The organism is Limnohabitans sp. (assembly GCF_023910625.1).
GTDB lineage: Bacteria > Pseudomonadota > Gammaproteobacteria > Burkholderiales > Burkholderiaceae_C > Limnohabitans_A.
The window spans coordinates 534,132-554,425 of the sequence record NZ_JAAVVW010000003.1 but is presented as its reverse complement, the minus strand read 5'-3'; the positions used below and the strand labels follow the sequence as shown (position 1 = coordinate 554,425).

At 58.3% G+C, this 20,294-nt stretch carries 17 protein-coding genes; 7 read left to right on the top strand and 10 right to left on the bottom strand.

Going from position 1 to position 20,294, the window contains the following annotated elements:
- Positions 1 to 36 precede the first annotated feature (36 nt).
- Positions 37 to 843, top strand: coding sequence for an outer membrane protein assembly factor BamD (locus HEQ17_RS05740; protein ID WP_296291848.1), 807 nt, complete (start codon positions 37 to 39; stop codon positions 841 to 843).
- On the opposite strand, the gene HEQ17_RS05735 is transcribed toward HEQ17_RS05740, so the two are convergent.
- The 9 genes from HEQ17_RS05735 to HEQ17_RS05695 form a co-directional block, all read right to left on the bottom strand.
- Entirely contained in the window at positions 818 to 2,932 is a 2,115-nt protein-coding gene (locus HEQ17_RS05735; protein WP_296291847.1) for an ATP-dependent DNA helicase, read from the bottom strand. The genes HEQ17_RS05740 and HEQ17_RS05735 overlap by 26 nt on opposite strands.
- Positions 2,929 to 3,168, bottom strand: coding sequence for a YdcH family protein (locus tag HEQ17_RS05730; RefSeq protein WP_296291846.1), 240 nt, complete (start codon positions 3,166 to 3,168; stop codon positions 2,929 to 2,931). The genes HEQ17_RS05735 and HEQ17_RS05730 overlap by 4 nt, the downstream gene beginning before the upstream one ends.
- Positions 3,165 to 3,572 (bottom strand): hypothetical protein, encoded by a 408-nt coding sequence (locus tag HEQ17_RS05725; protein ID WP_296291845.1) that lies wholly within the window; start codon positions 3,570 to 3,572, stop codon positions 3,165 to 3,167. Before HEQ17_RS05725 ends, HEQ17_RS05730 begins: the two co-directional genes overlap by 4 nt.
- Positions 3,569 to 4,666 (bottom strand): cell division protein ZapE, encoded by a 1,098-nt coding sequence (gene zapE, locus HEQ17_RS05720; RefSeq protein ID WP_296291844.1) that lies wholly within the window; start codon positions 4,664 to 4,666, stop codon positions 3,569 to 3,571. The genes HEQ17_RS05725 and zapE overlap by 4 nt, the downstream gene beginning before the upstream one ends.
- A gap of 113 nt (positions 4,667 to 4,779) precedes the next feature.
- Positions 4,780 to 6,207, bottom strand: a complete 1,428-nt coding sequence (gene lpdA / locus HEQ17_RS05715; RefSeq protein WP_296291843.1) for a dihydrolipoyl dehydrogenase — start codon at positions 6,205 to 6,207, stop codon at positions 4,780 to 4,782.
- 60 nt (positions 6,208 to 6,267) lie between these two features.
- Complete coding sequence (gene odhB, locus HEQ17_RS05710; RefSeq protein WP_296291842.1) at positions 6,268 to 7,512, bottom strand: 2-oxoglutarate dehydrogenase complex dihydrolipoyllysine-residue succinyltransferase; 1,245 nt, start codon at positions 7,510 to 7,512, stop codon at positions 6,268 to 6,270.
- A 44-nt stretch (positions 7,513 to 7,556) separates the two neighbouring features.
- Entirely contained in the window at positions 7,557 to 10,424 is a 2,868-nt protein-coding gene (locus HEQ17_RS05705) for a 2-oxoglutarate dehydrogenase E1 component (protein WP_296291841.1), read from the bottom strand.
- A 219-nt stretch (positions 10,425 to 10,643) separates the two neighbouring features.
- Positions 10,644 to 12,542 (bottom strand): propionate--CoA ligase, encoded by a 1,899-nt coding sequence (locus HEQ17_RS05700; protein WP_296291840.1) that lies wholly within the window; start codon positions 12,540 to 12,542, stop codon positions 10,644 to 10,646.
- Between the two features lie 174 nt (positions 12,543 to 12,716).
- Complete coding sequence (locus HEQ17_RS05695; protein WP_296291839.1) at positions 12,717 to 13,322, bottom strand: isochorismatase family protein; 606 nt, start codon at positions 13,320 to 13,322, stop codon at positions 12,717 to 12,719.
- A 146-nt stretch (positions 13,323 to 13,468) separates the two neighbouring features.
- Here HEQ17_RS05695 and HEQ17_RS05690 point away from each other — a divergent pair, with 146 nt between their 5' ends.
- Positions 13,469 to 13,999: a C40 family peptidase gene (locus HEQ17_RS05690; RefSeq protein WP_296291838.1), complete on the top strand. Its 531-nt coding sequence runs from the start codon at positions 13,469 to 13,471 to the stop codon at positions 13,997 to 13,999.
- The gene (locus tag HEQ17_RS05685; protein WP_296291837.1) at positions 13,996 to 14,703 is read left to right on the top strand and encodes a VOC family protein; all 708 of its coding nucleotides are present in this window, start codon (positions 13,996 to 13,998) and stop codon (positions 14,701 to 14,703) included. The genes HEQ17_RS05690 and HEQ17_RS05685 overlap by 4 nt, the downstream gene beginning before the upstream one ends.
- Here the strand turns inward: HEQ17_RS05685 and HEQ17_RS05680 are convergent, their stop codons facing one another.
- Entirely contained in the window at positions 14,704 to 15,894 is a 1,191-nt protein-coding gene (locus HEQ17_RS05680) for a YbfB/YjiJ family MFS transporter (RefSeq protein ID WP_296291836.1), read from the bottom strand.
- 419 nt (positions 15,895 to 16,313) lie between these two features.
- Between HEQ17_RS05680 and ylqF the strand changes: the two genes are divergently transcribed.
- The 4 genes from ylqF to HEQ17_RS05660 all read left to right on the top strand — a co-directional run bounded on the left by ylqF (position 16,314) and on the right by HEQ17_RS05660 (position 20,277).
- Entirely contained in the window at positions 16,314 to 17,231 is a 918-nt protein-coding gene (ylqF, locus tag HEQ17_RS05675; protein WP_296291835.1) for a ribosome biogenesis GTPase YlqF, read from the top strand.
- A 15-nt stretch (positions 17,232 to 17,246) separates the two neighbouring features.
- Positions 17,247 to 17,840: a 3'-5' exonuclease gene (locus HEQ17_RS05670; protein WP_296291834.1), complete on the top strand. Its 594-nt coding sequence runs from the start codon at positions 17,247 to 17,249 to the stop codon at positions 17,838 to 17,840.
- Positions 17,841 to 17,914: 74 nt separating this feature from the next.
- Positions 17,915 to 19,555: a HAMP domain-containing sensor histidine kinase gene (locus HEQ17_RS05665; RefSeq protein WP_296291833.1), complete on the top strand. Its 1,641-nt coding sequence runs from the start codon at positions 17,915 to 17,917 to the stop codon at positions 19,553 to 19,555.
- A 2-nt stretch (positions 19,556 to 19,557) separates the two neighbouring features.
- A complete protein-coding gene (locus tag HEQ17_RS05660) occupies positions 19,558 to 20,277 on the top strand; it encodes a response regulator transcription factor (protein WP_296291832.1) in 720 nt (239 codons plus the stop codon).
- Positions 20,278 to 20,294 lie beyond the last annotated feature (17 nt).

The window sequence follows — 20,294 nt, the reverse complement described above, 5'->3', positions numbered from 1 at the left end:
ATAATCAAAGTGTTCAACAGTTCCAAGGTGTTACAGATGCAAAGCTTCAGATTATCGATGGTTCCGGCCAGTCTTTTATTGGCTACGGGACTCTTTCTGACTGGCTGCGCCAACAATCCCAAAGACCCGACCACGGCATGGACGCCTGAAAAAATCTACAGCGAAGCACGTGATGAGGTCAGTGCTGGAGCTTGGGACAAAGCGATTAGCTATTATGAAAAACTCGAAGGTCGCGCCGCTGGAACAGTCCTGGCCCAGCAAGCGCAAATCGACATGGCTTTTGCCCAGTACAAAACGGGCAATAAAATCCAAGCATCGGCAACCCTGGACCGATTCATCCGTTTGCACCCCACCAGCCCAGCAATTGACTATGCGCTTTATCTGAAGGGGCTGGTGAATTTCAATGACAACCTCGGGCTTTTTTCTTTCATTAAACGGCAAGACCTTTCCGAGCGGGACCAGAAAGCAGCCAAGGACTCCTATGAGTCATTTCTGGAGCTGACTACACGGTTTCCAGACTCCAAATACAGCCCAGATGCGCGCCAACGGATGAGGCATGTGGTCAATTCATTGGCGGCCTATGAAGTTCATGTGGCGCGCTACTACGCCAAGCGTGGAGCCCATGTGGCGGCCATCAATAGGGCGCAACTAGCCATCTCTGACTATGACGGTGTGCCCGCCATCGAAGAGGCCTTGGCGATTTTGGTGAAATCCTACGATGCAATGGGCATGGTGGTGCTTCGCGACGATGCCCAGCGCGTCTTGCGCAAAACCTACCCGCAATCCATTTATCTCCAGTCCACCAGTCCTGCCAAGGCTAAAAACCGCTGGCTTCCTTGGTGAGTTGACTCAGCGCTTCTAAAAAATCTTGGTGCTTTTCAAGTCGGCGCATAGGCGGCAATGCGCTCAGCAAGCGTCGACCGTAAGACATTGCACGCAAACGGGTGTCACACACCACCAAAATTCCCCTGTCGAGTTCACTCCGTATCAAGCGCCCGGCACCCTGCTTGAGAGACACGGCCGCTTCAGGCAAGGCATGGTCTGCAAAGGGGCTTTTCCCTTGTTGAGTCATGCGCTGGCTGCGCGCTTCGAAAAGCGGGTCATCTGGGGGGGGGAATGGCAACTTGTCGATCACAACCAACTGCAGAGCATCCCCGGGCACATCAAAGCCCTCCCAAAAGGAAGCCGATGCCACCAAGACACATCCCGATCGTCCCTGCGGATCGCCAACGCCGCCACCGTCTCGAAAACGCTCCATCAAACGGCGCTTGGGACTTTGACCCTGCACCAGCACTTCGAACCTTGCATCCGCTTGAGCCTGCAACTGCTCGCCAATGCTACGCATCGCAAACAGGGTAGTGGTCAGCACCAAGGTTCTTCCACCGAGAATGGCCAGACTTTCCAGCACCAGACTCGCAACTTGCCGGACATGGTCCGGATCACCTGGACGTGGCAGATGTGACGGCACATACACAGCAGCTTGTTGTGCATAATCAAAGGGACTGCTGACCTGCATGACCTCGGCAGAAACCAGACCGCAAGGCTCTGTAAACCAGCGCAAACTCGCCTCGTCACCCAAAGTGGCTGAAGTGAAAATCCAGGCTCGTTGAGCCAAGCCCGGTGAAGTCTTGATTGCGAGAGCCCCCTCCTCCAGCGCTCTTTCCTGGACATCTGGCCTATGCACCTCTTGCGACATGGGCCGGGACAAGGCGTGCGTGGCGAACTTGGGATCAGTTGAGCGCATCAAAGCCTCAAAAGCCTGAGCAATATCCAATGGAGACTCCACCACACGCAATTGCGCACCAACTTCAACCCAGCGAACCCCCTCTGGATTGGGTGCAGTGGTGAACAATGCGACACGTTCAAGCAATTCTCGGTTGCGGTCGCAAAGACGCTGAAAATCAGGCGCCAGCTCGCTGACCATGTCCAAACCCTTTTGCAAATCCAACAAGGACTGGGTCAAGATCTGCAAACTCAAGGTCCATTCCTGAGGGTTGACGCCGTCTGGCAGTTGGCTGATCCAGCGCAAGCGCGCACCGCCCCGGTGCACTCCTGCTGACAAACGCCAATCGCGTACAGACTTTTCCAACTTTGCGGTCAATGTCTGCCAATCGACGAGACCCCGTGCCAGCTGCAAACCTGTTGCCATCACATCTCGAACCAGTTCGTGCAATTGAACGGTGGACAATTGCTGCCCTAAAAAATTTACCCCGATTTCATTGAGCTGGTGAGCTTCATCAAACACCGTGATGCGAACTGTTGGCAACAACTCGGCCACGCCAGACTCGCGCACCGACAAATCGGCAAAGAACAAATGGTGGTTAATGACCACCACATCCGCAGCCATGGCTTCTTTGCGTGCCAAATTGACATGGCAAGCACGATAGCTTGGACAAGCCGAGCCCAGGCAATTGTCGCGGGTCGAGGTCACCAATGGCCGCAATGGCGAACGTTCATCCAGCCCGGACATCTCAGCAAGGTCACCAGTGCGAGTGGACTGGGCCCAGGATTCAATCTTGGCCAATGCCGTTAGTGAACCAGGATGGTCCAGCTCGTGGCTGTTCCTGGCTTGAGCCATGCGATGAAGGCAAAGGTAATTGGAACGGCCTTTGAGCAAAGCGATCCGAATGGGCAATCCCAACGCATCTATCAGGCGCGGAATGTCACGCGAAAACAATTGGTCTTGCAAGGCCTTGGTGGCGGTGGAAACCAAAGCGCGCTGACCACTCAGCAACACAGGCACCAGATAAGCATAGGTTTTGCCTGTACCCGTACCAGCCTCTACCACCAGCTGTCCGCCCGCTTGAAGAGTACGACTGACCGCCATGGCCATGTCGCTTTGCCCCTGTCTGGGCTGAAAACCTGGCACCGCATGAGCCAATACCCCATGGTTGGACAAGGCTTCGGCAACCCGTTTATCCAGAAGGTTCAAGCAGGCTCCTTGGGTGTCGATTGCAACTGCAGCAAAGCAATCTGATCGCGCAGTGCCAAGCGTTTCTTTTTCATCCGCCGAAGGCTCAATTCATCGATGTCATTGATCGCCGACGCCTGGTCGATCAGTGCGTCAAGTTCTCCATGTTGAATTTGGAATTCAAGCAAACGCTGCTGAAGAGCGTTCAACTCCAGCGTTTGGGCCGAAGGCAGCACAGGCTTTGGGGGCTGACTCATGGCTTGTCCCGATTATCGAACTGCTTCCCTTGCAAGCGCTTTTCCCTTTGCTCGGTTTTCCACAGGCGCTCTTGTTCATTGAGCACCAATTCGCGCTGCGTCAAGGGGTCCAGGGCTTGCCTGCGGACCCGACGGGCTTCGATCAAACAAGCATTCACTGCAAATTTCTGCCAGCAATCGGCTTGCAGTTTTGTATCAGCCCGCAAAACCGCATCTCGCTGCATTGCCAAAGACTGCCTTTGCTGGGCGATGAACTCCGGTACTTGCAGACCATCAAGTGAATCCACCGCCGACAAAGAAAAGGGGGACGGATCAAATTGAACCGTGGTTTGTGCGAAAGACACACCCTGCAGACCCATAGTTGCAATCCCCAAAAAGGCCAGGCTCACAACACGCAGCATCATGTGAGGCGGGTGTCCACGGCTCTGTGTTCCAAAGCCAGGAATTCACTGGACTGCATCTCGTGCAAACGTGAAACCGTACGCGGAAACTCATGTGACATGGGGCCAGATGCGTACAGCGCCTCGGGTTCGACTGCGGCCGACATGATGAGTTTGACGCGTCTGTCGTAGAGCACATCAACCAACCAAGTAAAGCGACGCGCTTCAGACGCCATGCTGATCGGCATTTGCGGCACGTTACTCAGCAAAACCGTGTGGTACAGAGTGGCAATTTCGAGGTAATCATTTTGCGAACGCGGTCCACCACAAATAGTCTTGAAGTCAAACCACACCACGTCCCCGGCACGCCGTTTGGCGGTGATCTCACGCGCTTCGATGTGCAAAACTGGACCTTCGTCGGGACCCGTAGCCAGACGGTTGAAGGCATCGTTCATCTCTGCGTCAGCCTGTGCACCCAATGGCGAATGGTAAAGCTTGACCATTTCTAATGTGCGTCGGCGGTAGTCAGTGCCATTGTCCACATTGAGCACCTGCATGCGCTCATTCAACAGGGCAATGGCGGGCAAGATGCGGTCGCGGTGCAAGCCATCGGGATATAGGCCATCCGGCTCAAAATTGGACGTTGTCACAAAGCCCACACCGTTCTCAAAAAGCGCTTCCAGAAGACGGTGCAAGATCATGGCATCGGTGATGTCGGCCACATGAAACTCATCAAAGCAAATCAGCTGGTAACGCTTGGCCATGCGTTTACCCAACTCATCCAAGGGGTTGACCGTTCCTTGAATGGCGGTCAACTCGCGATGCACCTCTCGCATGAATTCATGAAAGTGCAACCTGGTTTTCCGTTCAATCGGAACAGCAGCAAAAAAACAATCCATGAGAAAGCTTTTGCCACGCCCCACACCCCCAAACATGTATACGCCTTTGGGAATCTCTGTACGGGCAAAAAATTTACCCAATAAGCCGGTGCGGCTGGATTTGTAGGCCGTCCACTCTGTCGCACAGCGCTCCAAAGCCTCGATCGCCCTGATCTGAGCAGGATCGCTTTGGTAAGCACGCTTTTGCAATTCAGCGTCGTAAACTTCACGAACGGACATGAGGGTGGGACTTTTGATTTCTCATCACAAAAACCAGGGCAGGCCCGGGTTTGCAGGGCTGTGGAACTTTACCCCAACTCATCCCAAACCGCTCTGCAGCACGGGGGATGGGCTCAAAAGTTCAAGGTCCGCTTGTCCACCGCCAAAGCCGCCTCTTTGGTCGACTCGCTCAAGGACGGGTGCGCGTGGCAAATGCGGGCGATGTCTTCGGCGCTGGCACGGAACTCCATGGCCACCACAGCCTCGGCGATCAACTCGCTGGCTTGTGGGCCCACGATGTGCACACCCAGGATTTCGTCGGTGGTCGCATCGGCCAGCATTTTCACCATGCCCGTCGTGTCGCCCAAAGCACGGGCACGGCCATTGGCCAAGAACGGGAACGAACCCGCCTTGTAGGCCACGCCATCGGCTTTGAGCTGCTGCTCGGTGCGACCCACCCAAGCGATCTCGGGGCTGGTGTAAATGACCCAAGGGATGGTGTTGAAGTTGACATGACCGTGCTGACCTGCGATGCGCTCGGCCACGGCCACGCCCTCTTCTTCGGCTTTGTGCGCCAGCATCGGGCCGCGCACCACATCACCCACCGCCCACACGCCGGGCAGGTTGGTTTTGCAATCCGAGTCCACCACGATCGCGCCGCGTTCGTCCAGTTGCAGGCCGACCGCTTCGGTGTTCAAACCGATGGTGTTGGGCACGCGGCCGATCGAGATGATCAGCTTGTCGGCGTCCAGCGCCACGGCTTCGCCCTTGGCGTTGGTGTAGTGGACAGTCACGCCCTTCTTGCCGTTGACGATCTCGCCAACTTTCACGCCCAGCTCGATCTTCAGGCCTTGTTTGTCGAAAGCCTTCTTGGCTTCCTTGGCGATTTGCTCGTCCACGGCCCCCAGGAAAGTCGGCAGACCTTCGAGGATGGTGACTTCTGCGCCCAGACGGCGCCAGACCGAACCCATTTCCAGACCGATCACGCCGGAGCCGATCAGGGCTAGCTTCTTGGGCACTGCGCCCACGCGCAAAGCGCCATCGTTGGACAACACATTGACTTCGTCAAACGGCGTGCCAGGCAGAGCACGCGCGTTGGAGCCGGTGGCGATGATCACTTGCTTGGCCGTGATGGCCTCTTCGGTCTTTCCAGCCACGTTGATGGCATAGCCGCCTTCAGCTTGGCCAGCAAAGCTGCCGCGACCGTGGAAAAAGGTGACCTTGTTTTTCTTGAGCAGGTAAAGAATGCCATCGTTGTTTTGCTTCACCACGGTGTCTTTGCGCGCCAGCATCTTGGCCACGTCCATCTTCACGTCCTTGGCAGTGATGCCGTGGTCTGCGAAGTGGTGGTTGGCGTGCTCAAAGTGTTCGCTGGACTGCAACAAAGCCTTGGACGGGATGCAGCCCACGTTGGTGCAGGTGCCGCCGGGCGCTGGGCCACCGGCTGCGTTTTTCCATTCGTCGATACAGGCGACCTGGAAACCGAGTTGCGCGGCGCGAATGGCCGCAATGTAGCCACCGGGGCCACCGCCGATGACGACGACGTCGAATTGTTTGCTCATGGAATGGGTCTTCTGGATGGAAAACGCCCCCTGGGCAGGGGCATTCAAAACAAGGGGGGTTCAGATGTCGAACAGCAAGCGGGCTGGATCTTCCAGCGCTTCTTTCATGGCGACCAAGCCCAAGACAGCTTCGCGGCCGTCGATGATGCGGTGGTCGTACGACATGGCGAAGTAGTTCATGGGGCGAACCACGACCTGGCCGTTTTCCACCATGGCACGATCCTTGGTCGCGTGAACGCCCAAAATGGCCGACTGGGGTGGGTTGATGATGGGGGTGGACATCATCGAGCCGAAGGTGCCGCCGTTGGAAATCGAGAAGGTGCCGCCGGTCATCTCTTCCATGCCCAGCTTGCCGTCTTTGGCTTTTTGGCCAAATTCAGCGATCTTTTTCTCGATGTCGGCAAAGCTCATCTGGTCGGCGTTGCGCAAGATGGGCACCACCAGACCACGGGGCGAACCCACCGCGATGCCGATGTCGAAGTAGCCGTGGTAAACGATGTCGTTTCCATCCACCGAGGCGTTGAGCACGGGGAACTTCTTGAGGGCGTGCACAGCGGCCTTGACGAAAAAGCTCATGAAGCCCAGCTTGCAGCCATGTTCCTTCTCGAAGCGCTCTTGCATGCGCTTGCGCATGTCCATGACCGGAGCCATGTTGATTTCGTTGAACGTCGTCAGGATGGCGTTGGTCGATTGCGATTGCAGCAAACGCTCGGCCACACGGGCACGCAGACGCGTCATGGGCACGCGCTGCTCGGGGCGCTCGCCCAAATCAACCGCCGGGCCAGACACCTGCGGCAAGGCCTTGGTGGGCACACCCGTGGGGATCACCGCGGCAGTCGTTTTGACGCCACCGGCCACTGCAGCCAGCACATCGCCCTTGGTCACGCGTCCGTCTTTGCCGGTGCCAGGCACCGAGCCAGCGGCCAGACTGTTGTCGGCCATCAGCTTGGCTGCAGCGGGCATGGCCACAACGGCCATGCTGGTGCTCGTGGTTGCAGGCGCAGCAGCTGGCGCCGAGCTGGCAGCAGGTGCAGCTTGAGCAGGCGCTGCGGCGGCCACTTTGCCCTCGGTGTCGATGCGTGCGATCAATTGATCCGCTGCAACGGTGCCTCCATCGCCCACCAGAACTTCAGACAACACGCCAGCCGAGGGGGCGGGCACTTCGAGCACCACCTTGTCGGTTTCGATCTCAATCAGGATTTCATCAGCCGCAACGGTGTCGCCGACTTTCTTCTTCCACTGCAGCATGGTGGCCTCGGCAACTGACTCGGACAATTGGGGCACTTTGACTTCTACGATAGCCATTTTGAATTCTCTTTAAAGTTGTAACGCGCGGTTGTTCGGGGGAATCACTTGGTCAGCACGAAGCCTTTGAGCTTGGAGAAAGCGGCTTCGATCAGCGCTTTTTGCTGATCCTGATGCAGGTGTGAATAGCCCACGGCAGGCGATGCGGATGCGGCACGGCCTGCATATCCCAGGCGCTGACCACTTTGCATGTTTTCGTGGATGTTGTGCTGGATGAAGAACCAGGCACCCTGGTTTTGCGGCTCGTCTTGGCACCACACCACATCGGAGGCATTGGGGTACTTTTTGAGCTCTGCAGCAAACGACTTGTGCGGAAAAGGATAAAGCTGCTCTAAACGGATGATGACCACTTCGTCAGCACCTTTGGCCTCACGGCTCTTGACCAGATCGTAGTAAACCTTGCCAGAGCAAGCGATCACACGTTTGACCTTCTCGGCCTTGATGTCCCTGGTCTCTCCAATGACGGTCTGGAAGCTGCCTTTGGTGAATTCGGAAACGGGAGATGTCGCGTCCTTGTTGCGCAATAGCGACTTGGGCGTAAAGATCACCAGCGGCTTGCGCAGGTCACGCACCATCTGGCGGCGCAGCACATGGAAAATCTGGCTGGCGGTGGTCGGCTGTACCAACTGCATGTTGGTGTCTGCAGCCAACTGCATGAAGCGCTCCACACGGGCTGAGCTGTGCTCGGGGCCCTGGCCTTCGTAGCCGTGTGGCAGCATCAAGGTCAGGCCATTCACACGGCCCCACTTGACTTCACCGGAGGCGATGAACTGGTCGATCACCACCTGTGCACCGTTGGCAAAGTCGCCGAACTGGGCCTCCCAGACCACCAGGGTGTTGGGGTCATTCGAGGCATAGCCGTATTCAAAGCCGAGCACGGCTTCTTCGGACAGGATCGAGTCAATGACCACAAACGGTGCCTGCTTGTCAGACACGTTTTGCAGAGCCACATATGTACCTGTGTCCCACTTTTCCCGCTTTTGGTCGTGAATGACCGCGTGGCGGTGTGTGAACGTGCCACGGCCGCAATCTTCGCCCGACAGGCGCACGGGGTAGCCACTGGCCACCAAAGAGGCGAAGGCCATGTGCTCGCCCATGCCCCAGTCCACAGGGATTTCGCCACGGCCCATGGCAGCGCGGTCGTCATAGACCTTCTTGACCAATTGATGTGGCGTGACCGAATCGGGGATGGTCGAGATTTTCTCGGACAGGCGCTTCCAGTCGGCCAATGGGATCGAGGTGTCGCCCGCATCGGTCCATTTCTTGCCCATGAAGGGCGCCCAGTCCACGGTGAACTGGGTCTTGAAGTTGGTCAAGACAGGTTCGGTCGTGTTTTTACCAGCGTCCAAAGCGGCCCGGTAAGTCTTGGCCATGTCGTCACCCAAGGTGTCGCCGAGACCTTGAGCTGCCAGTTTGTCCGCAAAAAGCTTGCGTGTGCCGGGGTGCGCCGCGATTTTTTTGTACATCAGCGGCTGTGTCAGCGCGGGGGTGTCCTGCTCGTTGTGACCCAGTTTACGGAAGCAGACCACGTCCAGCACCACATCCTTGCGGAAGGTCATGCGGTATTCGAGCGCCAACTGCGTGGCCAAAACCACGGCTTCCGGGTCGTCGCCGTTGACGTGCAATACCGGAGCCTCGACCATCTTGACGATGTCGGTACAAAACACGCTAGAGCGCATGTCGCGAGGGTCGGACGTGGTAAAGCCGATCTGGTTGTTGATGATGATGTGCACCGTGCCACCGGTGGAATAACCCCGGGTTTGCGCCAGCGCAAAAGTTTCCTGATTCACACCTTGGCCACCAAAGGCCGCGTCACCGTGCACCAGAACAGGCAACACTTGTTTGCCCAGCGGATCGCCTCGGCGGTCCATGCGGGCGCGCACAGAGCCTTCCACCACAGGGTTGACGATTTCCAGATGCGAGGGGTTGAATGCCAGGGACAAGTGCACAGGGCCGCCAACGGTGTTCACATCCGAGCTGAAGCCTTGGTGGTATTTGACGTCCCCGGCAGGCAGATCTTCGGGTGCCGTGTGGTCGAATTCGGCAAACAGATCCGCTGGCAACTTGCCCATGGTGTTGACCAACACATTCAAGCGACCACGGTGTGCCATCCCGATCACTACCTCCTGCACGCCTTGCGCGCCGGCGGACTGGATCAACTCGTCCATGGCGGCGATGAAGCTCTCGCCACCTTCCAAGGAGAAACGCTTTTGGCCAACGTATTTGGTGTGCAGGTAACGCTCCAGGCCTTCAGCAGCGGTCAGGCGGTCCAGGATTTGCTTTTTCTTCTCGGCTGTGAAGTTGGGCTTGCTGCGAATGCTCTCGAGCTTTTGCTGCCACCAGCGCTTTTCGGCCTGCTCGGTGGTGTACATGTACTCGGCACCCAGGGTACCGCAATAAGTCTCGCGCAACGCATTCAAAAGCTCGCGCAAGGACATGTTGTTCTTGCCGAAAAAGGTGTTGCTGGTATCGAAAACGGTTTCCTGGTCTGCATCGGAAAAGCCGTAAAAAGCGGGATCGAGGTCTGGAATGTTGGGCCGCTCGGTGCGCTTGAGCGGGTCCAGGTCGGCCCAGCGCTGGCCCACGTTGCGGTATGCGGCGATCAACTGCTGCACGGCGGTGCGCTTGCGTCCCATCTCGACGTTTTCGCTGGCCATGACGACCTTGGTGCCGCCAGCTTTGGCACGCTCTGCGAAAGCATTGATTACGGGCAGGTGCGGCACATCTTTGGCGCTGGAGCCATCGACGGCAGGAACGTGCTGGAGGGCGTCGAAATAATCGCGCCAGGAATCTGGCACGCTACCGGGGTTGGTCAGGTAGTTTTCGTACATCTCTTCGACGTACGGGGCGTTGCCGCCGAACAAGTAGGTGTTGCCTTGATAGGCAGCGTAGACGGAATTGGTCTCGCTCATATTTCGCTGACCTCCGTTTCCCTTTGGGAAACATTAGTTGGTTGAGATTTACCTTCCGCGACACGGCTGAACCGGTTGGCGGATGCGACTGTGGCATGGGAAGGGCCTGAGTACAGGGTGTATTGTGCCATGGCTTTGCCGATGTCTGACTTACATACGCATGAAGCCCCGATGAAAAAAAGACCCCGCCAAGGCGTGGTCCTGATTTGAAACGTGGTGTCAGCCCTTGACCTGTTCCACGATCTGCTGCAAAGCGGCCGGGTCGTCCATGGTGGTCAGATCGCCCGGATCGCGCCCCTCGGCCACGGCTTGAATGGCCCGGCGCAGCAATTTGCCGCTGCGCGTCTTGGGCAAGGCCGAGACGAAAAAGACACGCGAGGGGCGCGCCACCGCGCCCAGTTGCGAGTCCACCACCTTCATGACTTCGCCTTCGAGCTTCAAACGCGCCGCCGCATCGGTCAGGCCCGAGGTGTCCTTGGCAATGGCAAAGGCCATGGCCACCTGCCCTTTGAGCGGGTCGGCCACACCGACCACCGCCACTTCGGCGATGTTGGGGTGGCTGGAAATGCTTTCTTCGATCTCACGGGTGCCCAAGCGGTGCCCGGCCACGTTGATCACGTCGTCGGTGCGGCCCAGGATGAAAAAGTACCCGTCTTCGTCGCGCACAGCCCAGTCGAAGGTGTTGTAAACCAGTTTGCCCGGCACGGTTTTCCAGTAAGTCTTGACGAAGCGCTCGTCATCGCCCCAGATGGTTTGGAGGTTGCCGGGGGGCAGCGGGCCTTCGATGGTCAACACGCCCTTCTGATTGGCACCCTTCAGTTCTTCACCGGTCTGGTCGTCGACCAGTTTGACGTTGTAGCCATAAATGGCTTTGCCGGGCGAGCCAAACTTGCTGGGCGCTTTTTCCACGCCATTGCAAATGCTCAAGATGGGCCAGCCGGTCTCTGTCTGCCAGTAGTTGTCGATGATGGCCTTGCCGTTCAGTCCTTCAGAAATCCACTTGGCGGTCGGCTCGTCCAGCGGCTCCCCGGCCAGGAACAGCGCTTGCAGGCTGGACAAATCGTATTGGGTGAGCAGCGCAGGGTCTTGCTTTTTGAGCACCCGGATGGCCGTGGGCGCGCTGAACATGACGTTGACTTTGTACTTTTCGACCAAGCTCCACCAGATGCCGCCGTCTGGACGAATCGGCAGACCTTCGTAAAGGATGGTGGCCATGCCGCCAATCAGTGGGCCGTAGATGATGTAGCTGTGTCCCACCACCCAGCCGATGTCGCTGGTGCAGAAGAACGTGCCGCCCGGCTTGCCTTCAAACACATGGGGCATGCTCGCCGCCAGGGCCACGGTGTAGCCGCCGGTGTCACGCTGCACGCCTTTGGGTTTGCCGGTGGTGCCCGAGGTGTAGAGCGTGTAGCTGGGGTGGGTGGATTCCACCCATTCACAAGGCACGACCGCATCCATGTGCTTGGCGCGTTCGGTGGCGTAGTCCACATCGCGGCCAGCCACGGGTGTGAAGGCGGCGAGATTTCGGTTCACCATGACCACTTTGGCGGGTTTGTGGGCCGACAGCTGGATGGCTTCGTCGAGCAGGGGCTTGTAGGCCACCACCTTGCCGCTGCGTGAACCCGCGTCGGCACTGATGATGACTTTGGGCGAAGCGTCTTCGATGCGGGTGGCCAGCGAGTGCGACGCGAAACCGCCAAACACCACCGAATGGATGGCCCCCAGGCGCACGCAAGCCAACATGGCGAACGCCGCTTCGGCGACCATGGGCATGTAGATCAACACGCGGTCGCCCTTGACCACGCCCAGGTCTTGCAAGATGGCGGCCATGCGCTGCACTTCGGCGTGCAGGTCACGGTAGGTGTAAGTTTTTTCGGTGTCGGTTTCGGTCGACACGAAGATCAAGGCGGGCTGGTCGGCGCGCCCGACCAGGTGGCGGTCCACCGCGTTGTGGCACAGGTTGGTTTGGCCGCCGATAAACCACTTGGCAAACGGCGGGTTGCTGTAGTCGCAAATTTGCTGGGGCTGGACTTTCCAATCCACCAGTTTGGCCTGCTCGGCCCAAAAAGCGTCGCGGTCGTTGATCGAGCGCTGGTGAAATTCTGCGAAATTGCCCATCAATGTCTCCTGAATACCCATCACGTTGAAACCGGGGAAGGGGGCAATGTCTTTGCACCACCCAGCACTTCTGAATTCATAATTATGGCCAAGGGACTTGCAAGAAGCTGACTCAGCCCATGGTCAAAACCGTCATCGACGATGGTTGGCCAGCGCACGTCCCGCTCGGCCCGTTCACTTGAACAAACTTTGCAGCAGCTTGAAATCGGGGTGCTCGGCCGTGCGCAGCCACTCGAATGCCACCATTTCGGCGGTCACCAACTCAGCCCCAGCCCCAGCCAGGCGGTCGTAGGCCGCATCGCGGTTGCGCTCTGTGCGCGAGCTGCACGCATCGGTCACCACCCACACTTCGAACTCGTCTTCCAGCAAATCCAGCGCCGTTTGCAGCAAGCAAATGTGCGCTTCGCAACCCGCCAACACGATGGTCTTGCGCGGCTCTGCGCCGGGCTGGGGTTTTTGGAGGTGGCGTGGCAAGCTGCGGGCATTGCCCTTGGGGGCCTGGGGCGCCTCGGGTTGCAGCCATTCGCCCAAGCCCTCTTCCACAGCGCTGAACTGCATCTTGGCCAGCACCTTGCGGCAGTGGCTTCGGATCTCGGCAGGCATCTCTCCCAAACGCGAGGGGTTTTGTTCTGTCCCCCAGGTGGGCACCTCCAAAATTTGGGCCAAAGTGGCCAGACGGGCAGCATTGGCCCACACGACATCGGCATCCAACATGGCCGACTTCAAGCTAGCCTGAAAATCGACCAGCACCAATTGGCTTTCATCTGCATCCATCAACATACAAGTTCCTGTGAGTTCTTTGACTGGATTGTCGCCGCTGCCGACATGGCTTTGCAGACAAGCCCCTCAGTCACCCTGCCGCTGTGCAAGCCAAGGCCGTAGAAGATCCGTTATGCTCATGACCTATGCCATGGAAGTTGCTTTTAATGCTGGGCCTGCTCTGCAGCAGTGCCACCTGGTCTGCCCCAGAAGACGATGGGGGGCTGAATTTGCCGACCGACAAAGGCCTGATGACGCAAATTACAGGTCAACTGAACATGGCCAAAGACAAAGCCAGCGAACAAGCTTCGGGCATGGTGCTGCAAGCCATGAACCTGTTGGGTGTGCCTTACCGCAGAGGTGGCAACACGGAAAGCTCCGGCTTTGACTGCAGCGGCTTCGTCCGTCACCTGTATGAAAAATCAGTCGGTCGGCTCTTGCCGCGTCGCGCAGAAGAACAAGCCAAAGTCACACAAGCGATTGATCGAGAAGAACTCAAACCTGGCGATCTGGTGTTTTTCAACACCATGCGGCGGGCCTTTAGTCATGTGGGCATTTACGTGGGAGATGGCAAATTCATCCACTCACCCCGCGCCGGCATGTCGGTCAGGGTCGAAGACATGCGCAGTGCTTATTGGAAAAAACGCTTCAACGGCGCGCGCCGTGTAGCCCAGGACGGCGCCGAAGCCAAACCATGAAAACTCAAATTGACCATTTGGTGGTCGTCGCTTCGACCCTCGAAGCCGGTGTGCAGTGGTGTGAAGCCACCCTGGGCATCACACCCGACGCGGGAGGAGAACACGAAAAGTATGGCACCCACAATCGCCTGTTCAAGATCGCCACACCGCAGTACCCCTTGGCCTACTTTGAAATCATTGCCATCAACCCTGAGGCCCTGATTCCCAAACGCCTGCAGGTCACGCGATGGTTTGACATGGACGACCCCGTCCTGCAAAAAACCATCGCCCAAGAGCCCCGGCTGGTGCACTTTGTCAGCAGCACCGACGACCTCAAGGCGGCCCGTCACGCCTTGCGCACCCAAGGCATCGAACGCGGACAAATCGTGCACGCCAGCCGCAAGTCCAGCAAAGGCATGCTGCACTGGCAGATCACCGTGCGTGAAGAAGGTGAACGCCTGTTCAACGGCTGCTTGCCCACACTCATTCAATGGGGCAAACCTGAGGCCACAGACCCCCTGCGTCTGCACCCGCGCAACAGTTTGCCGCGCTCGGGCGTCAGCCTGCAAAGCCTGACTGTGTGCCACCCGAGCGCGGCCAAACTTCAAACCGCATTTGACGCCATTGGCCTGACGGGCGTCGACACCCAAACCGGGCCTGCCAACCTGGTGGCCAGCTTGCAAACCCCAAAAGGCTTGGTGCAACTCCAAAGCCTGGGGGCTTGATCAGCCTTCATCCGGCAAAGTCGCCAACAGGGCCATGCCTGCCAGCATGACAGCTGCCGTCAACCACAAAGCCCCTTTGAACCCCCCAGTCGCCTGAGCCATGGCACCCGCCACCACCGGGGCCAGCATTTGCGCAGCGCCATAGCTCAGGGTCAACCGCGCCATCGCTTTACCCGGGTTGTTCGGCGCGCGCCGCCCCACCATGGCCAGGGTCAAACTCACAATCCCGATGAAGGTGGCGCCATAACCGATTGCACCGATCAAAGCCGCCAGCAAAGACCCCGACATGGCAGGCAGCACAATCGCCAGGGTTTGCAAGGCAAAGGCCAACATCAAGGCCCGTATATCGCCCAAGCGACGGGCCACCCTGTCCCACAAAAACACCGCCGGCATGGCTGCCAAGCCCACCAAAGCCCAAACGAAGGCACCCTGCCCCGCCAAGGCGGGTTCACGCTCCACAATGGCCACAGTGAATGTGGCGCTGATCACAAAGCCCCAACCCGCTGCAAAGTAACTCAAGGCCATGGTCCACATCCAGCGGCGCGACAGCTGAGCTGGCGCGGCAGCCACCGCTACAGCGACCGGCCCCGCGGGAAGGGGTGGCCGCCACATCCAGGCCGGCACCAAAAACACCAAGCCCAAGACGCCAAAAGCCAGCCATTGGTCTGACCACAAAGTCCAGACAGCAGAAAGGCCCAGAGCCCCTAAAGCCGAAACCACAATGCCCAAGCCCAAACCGATGAAATAAATCCCCAGCTCTGGCCGCCGTCCCTGGCGCATCAACCAACCCAGCACCAAACCCGAGCCCAAAAGCATGCCCGTGGCCCCACACAAGCCACCCAAAAATCGCCACAAGGCCCAGGCAGGCAGCCAACTGGACATGGCCATTCCGACTGTGGTGAGCAATGCCAGCCATAAGCCAGCGCTGTAAAAACGATGACGCCAGCGCACATCGTCCACCCACGCTGCGGCCAAGGCTCCAGCAATATAGCCGCCGTAATTGACCGCCGCCAGCGCACCCGCCTCTGCATCGTTCAGACCGGTCTGCGCTTGCAACGCCGGCAAAAGCGGGGTGTACGCAAATCGGGCCAGACCGATGGTCAAAACCAGGCCGCAAATCCCCCCCATCATCACTTGCCAAGCCTGCAGGGGGCGATGCTGTGAAGCGTCGGCATCGTATGGGGGTTTCATGTCGTCACGCATAAGGTCGATTGTGGGCCGATTTTGGTTGAAAGAACCTGACTCAAGACAGCTTGGCACAGTCCATGGCCAGACCCTCTGCCAGTGCGGGATGTGCAACTCGACCTTGCACAACGCCGGAATACGGACGCTCTGCGGGTGACTTGAAAGTCGCTAAAGTCACTCCAAGACCATCTGCTGCAACCACCCCCCTACCCTGATGCTGGAGACCGCCGAGTCAGCAGTCAAACCCCGCAAATCCAAAGCAAAGCTCAAAACTGACTGACATCTGAACACTTCGACCACTCTCGCGCTGGAACCATGGTCAACGTTTGCTGAAACAAGTCAGGGGCATTGACCGGAGACAAAAACGATTTTCACCCCAATCTACCGGACAATCACCCCTTTGCATTTTCGGACTACAGCGGTTTATGGCGATTCAATGGTTCCCCGGACACATGCACCTCACGCGCAAGGCGATTGGGGAGCGCATCAAAGACATTGACGTCGTCATTGAGATGCTGGACGCCCGCCTGCCGGGGTCGAGTGCCAATCCGATGCTGGCCGACCTGATCGAAGGCAAACCCGCCCTCAAAATCCTGAACAAGCAAGACCTCGCCGACCCGGCTCGCACCGTGAAGTGGCTAGCCCACTACAACGCCCTGCCCGGCGTGAGCGCCATGGGCCTGGACACCAGCATGGTGTCGCCCACCAAGGCCTTGGTGGACGCCTGCCGCCAACTTGCGCCCAACCGGGGCGGCATGGTCAAACCCATGCGCGTGCTCATTTGCGGCATTCCCAACGTGGGCAAGTCCACCCTGATCAACACCCTCAAGGGCAAACGCGCTGCCAAAACCGGCGACGAAGCGGGCGTGACCAAACTGGAGCAGCGCATCACGCTGGCCGACGACTTTCATCTGTATGACACGCCCGGCGTGCTGTGGCCTCGCATCATCGTCGAGCAAAGCGGCTACAACCTGGCCGCCAGTGGCGCAATTGGCGTGAACGCATTTGACGAAGAAATGGTAGCGCTGGAACTGCTGAACTACCTGATTCCGCATTACCCGCAGGCCATCACCGAACGCTACAAAGTGCAAGACGTGGCCAGCCACACCGACGAAACCCTGCTCGAAGCCATTGCCCGCTACCGGGGTGCGATCCAAAGCGGCGGTCGGGTCAACACCACCAAAGCCGCCGAAATCGTGATCCACGACTTCAGGTCTGCTGCATTGGGACGCCTGACGCTGGAGACCCCAGAAGAATTTGCCATCTGGGTGGCCAAAGGCAAAAAAACCGACGCGGAACGCGCGGCGCGCAAAGCAGGCAGCAAAAAGGCCACAAAGCCATGAAAGTCTGAGTACACCATGCAAGCCCACAAACCGACCCCCGACAAAGAGGTCATCGCTTTATTGCCCGAATTTGAGCGTTTGGGGCTGGACCGCATCACCTTGGTGTCTACCTCAGCGCAAGCCCGTCAAGCGCAAGAGCAACTCGGCAAAGCACAGGCATGGGGTTTTGACACCGAATCCAAACCGACCTTCAAGGTGGGCGAGCAGTCCGATGGCCCGCACATCTTGCAACTGTCCACACTGGAGCGTGCCTGGGTGTTTCAACTGCACGAGCCCGAGTGCCGCCAGGTGGCAGGCCAGTTGCTGGCCTTGGGTGGCGTGACCAAAGCCGGTTTTGGCTTGGGCGATGACCGCAAACGCATATTGCTCAAACTGGGCATCGAACCCCAGGGCGTTTTGGAGTTGAACGCGGTGTTCCGTGAGCGCGGTTACCGCAAGGACATGGGCGTCAAAGGCGCGGTGGCGGTGCTGTTCAACCAGCGCTTCATCAAGTCCAAAAAAGCAGCCACCAGCAACTGGGCGAATGTACGGCTGAGCGAAGCGCAACTGGTTTATGCAGCCAACGACGCGTATGCTGCCATCCGGGTCTGGCAGGCGTTGGGACTTTAAGGCCCCCATCCGCCCGTCCTTGTTTTGCCAATTGACCACCTGGCGCCCACCAGTGGGACAGCGACAATCGAACCATGTTCAGAAAACAACTCAGCTGGGTTCTTCTTTTTTTGGCGGCTTGCATCATTTTGCAAGGTGTTGGGGCAGTTTTTGCTCTGCGCGAGGCCGAACGCCAAGTGGTGCGCGGACGGATAGCGAGTGACATTCACCAAGGTTTTGTGCAATTGTCAGCCACCAAACAACACCTGCGCGCCTGGGTCACCCAGCACAAGATCGGCGCGGGAGGCAACCCTGCAGCCCGCGAGGCCTTGCTGGACAACATGCAAACCACGCTGGCCGAATTGGCCATGCTGGCCCAGACCGCAGCCAGATTGGGCATGCAAGGCACCGATGGCGAGGAGCAAAGCGAACGCATCGAAGCCTTGCGAGTTCTGGAGAAAAACGTCAAAACATTAGGCGATACCCTCAAACAGGTCAAAACCTTGCCAGCCGAAATTCCGGCCCGATTGGGTTGGGACACCTTGACTGAGGTCTTCGATCGGACCGAAGGGCGTGATTTGCGCCAACTCATTGCGCAAAGCATCATCCGCGAACGCGCAGCCATGCAAAGAGAGCGTCAGGCAGCCGACGCCACATTGGACCGCATCCATTGGTTGTGGATCGGCATGGCCTTGTCATTGGCCTTGCTGTCTTTGGGGGCCACGGTGTATTTTGCAAGAGCACTGCGTCGCCCGATTGATCAGTTGGTCAAGGGGGCGCACACGCTGCGGCAAGGTCGACTGGCGCACCGAATTCACCTCGATGGCCGAGACGAATTTTCTGATGTAGCCCGAAGCATGAACGCCATGGCCGCAGCCCTGGAAAAACACAGCCAACAAGAAACCGAGCAGCGCCACCGCCTGGAGTCTGAAGTGCGTGAACGCACCAGTGCACTGCACGAAGCGAACAAGTCGCTGCAACTGACCGACAAACGGCGACGTCAATTGCTGGCGGACATCAGCCATGAGTTGCGCACCCCCACCACGGCCATTCGGGGTGAGGCAGAAATCACCTTGCGCGGGGGTGAAAGGCCGACACCGGAATACCGTGAGGCGCTCCAGCGTATTGTGGCCATCTCGCGACAACTGGGCTGCGTCATCGACGACTTGCTGGCCATGGCCCGAAGTGACATGGAAACCCTGAGCATCGTGCAACAAACCGTGGATTTATCAGAGCCTTTGGCCGATGCACTCTTTCAGGCCAGTGCTTTGGGTGGAGAGAAAAACATCACCATCGACTGCCCCCCCATGCCCAAGGGCACGATGTGCGTAATGGGCGATGCCCAGCGCCTGAGCCAGCTGTTTTTGCTGTTGCTGGACAATGCCGTGCGCTATTCACATGCCCATGGGCGCGTCACGGTGCGCTGGCAGTACCTGGAGCAAGACCCGCCCTGGCTGGAGCTGAAGGTCACCGACCAAGGCATTGGCATTCCGGAGGAAGAACTGCACCAGGTATTTGATCGGCACTTCCGAGGCAGTCTGGCCCGCTTGCACCGCGCCTCTGGCAGTGGGCTTGGCCTGCCGATTGCCAAAGCCTTGGTTCTGTCCCATGGCGGCAGCCTGACCCTTCAAAGCCCTGCTAATGAGCGTTTGGGCACAGGTACTTGTGTTGTTTTGCAATTGCCGCTGCTGCCAAATACCGGTGCTGCCCCTCTGATAACCCCCTCACCCGTTTGACCATGAACATCCTTTTAATTGAAGATGACCCGCGCATCGCCGACTTCTTGCAACGCGGTTTGCGGGCGGAGGGGCTGCAAGTGCAACGTGCCTCCACCGGCCCCGAGGGCCTGACTTTGGTGCTCGATACGGTTAGGCAAAACAAACCCGACATGGCATCGACTGTGGTGGTACTCGACCTGATGCTGCCGGGCATGAATGGCTTGGAAATCTGCCAAACCCTGCGGTCCCAAGGGGTCACGATTCCGGTGCTGATGTTGACAGCACTGAGCACCCTGGAAGAACGGGTGGCGGGTTTACGCATGGGGGCTGACGATTACCTTTGCAAACCTTTTGAATTTGAAGAGTTGCTGGCGCGGCTCGAAGCGTTGGCGCGCCGAGGTCAAGCGCTGCAGAACGTGCGCCCCAAGCACTTGCATGTGGCCGATTTGATCCTCGATCTCGAATCCATGCGTGCCACCCGTGCTGCAGAAGCACTGAACCTGACTGCTCGAGAACTGGCTTTGCTGGAGCTGCTGATGAGCGCACCGGGCCGTTTGTTCAGCCGGGAACGGATTTTGTCGAGCGTTTGGGGACTGAACGAGGACCCGCTGACCAATGTAGTGGATGTGTACATCCGTCGTTTGCGCAGCAAAATTGACGATGGTCGTCCTGTGCCCTTGATCCAAACCATGCGTGGACTGGGTTACAGGCTGGAAGCGCCCCCCGAGGCGCAGGCATAAAGCGCCCCTCCAAGCTC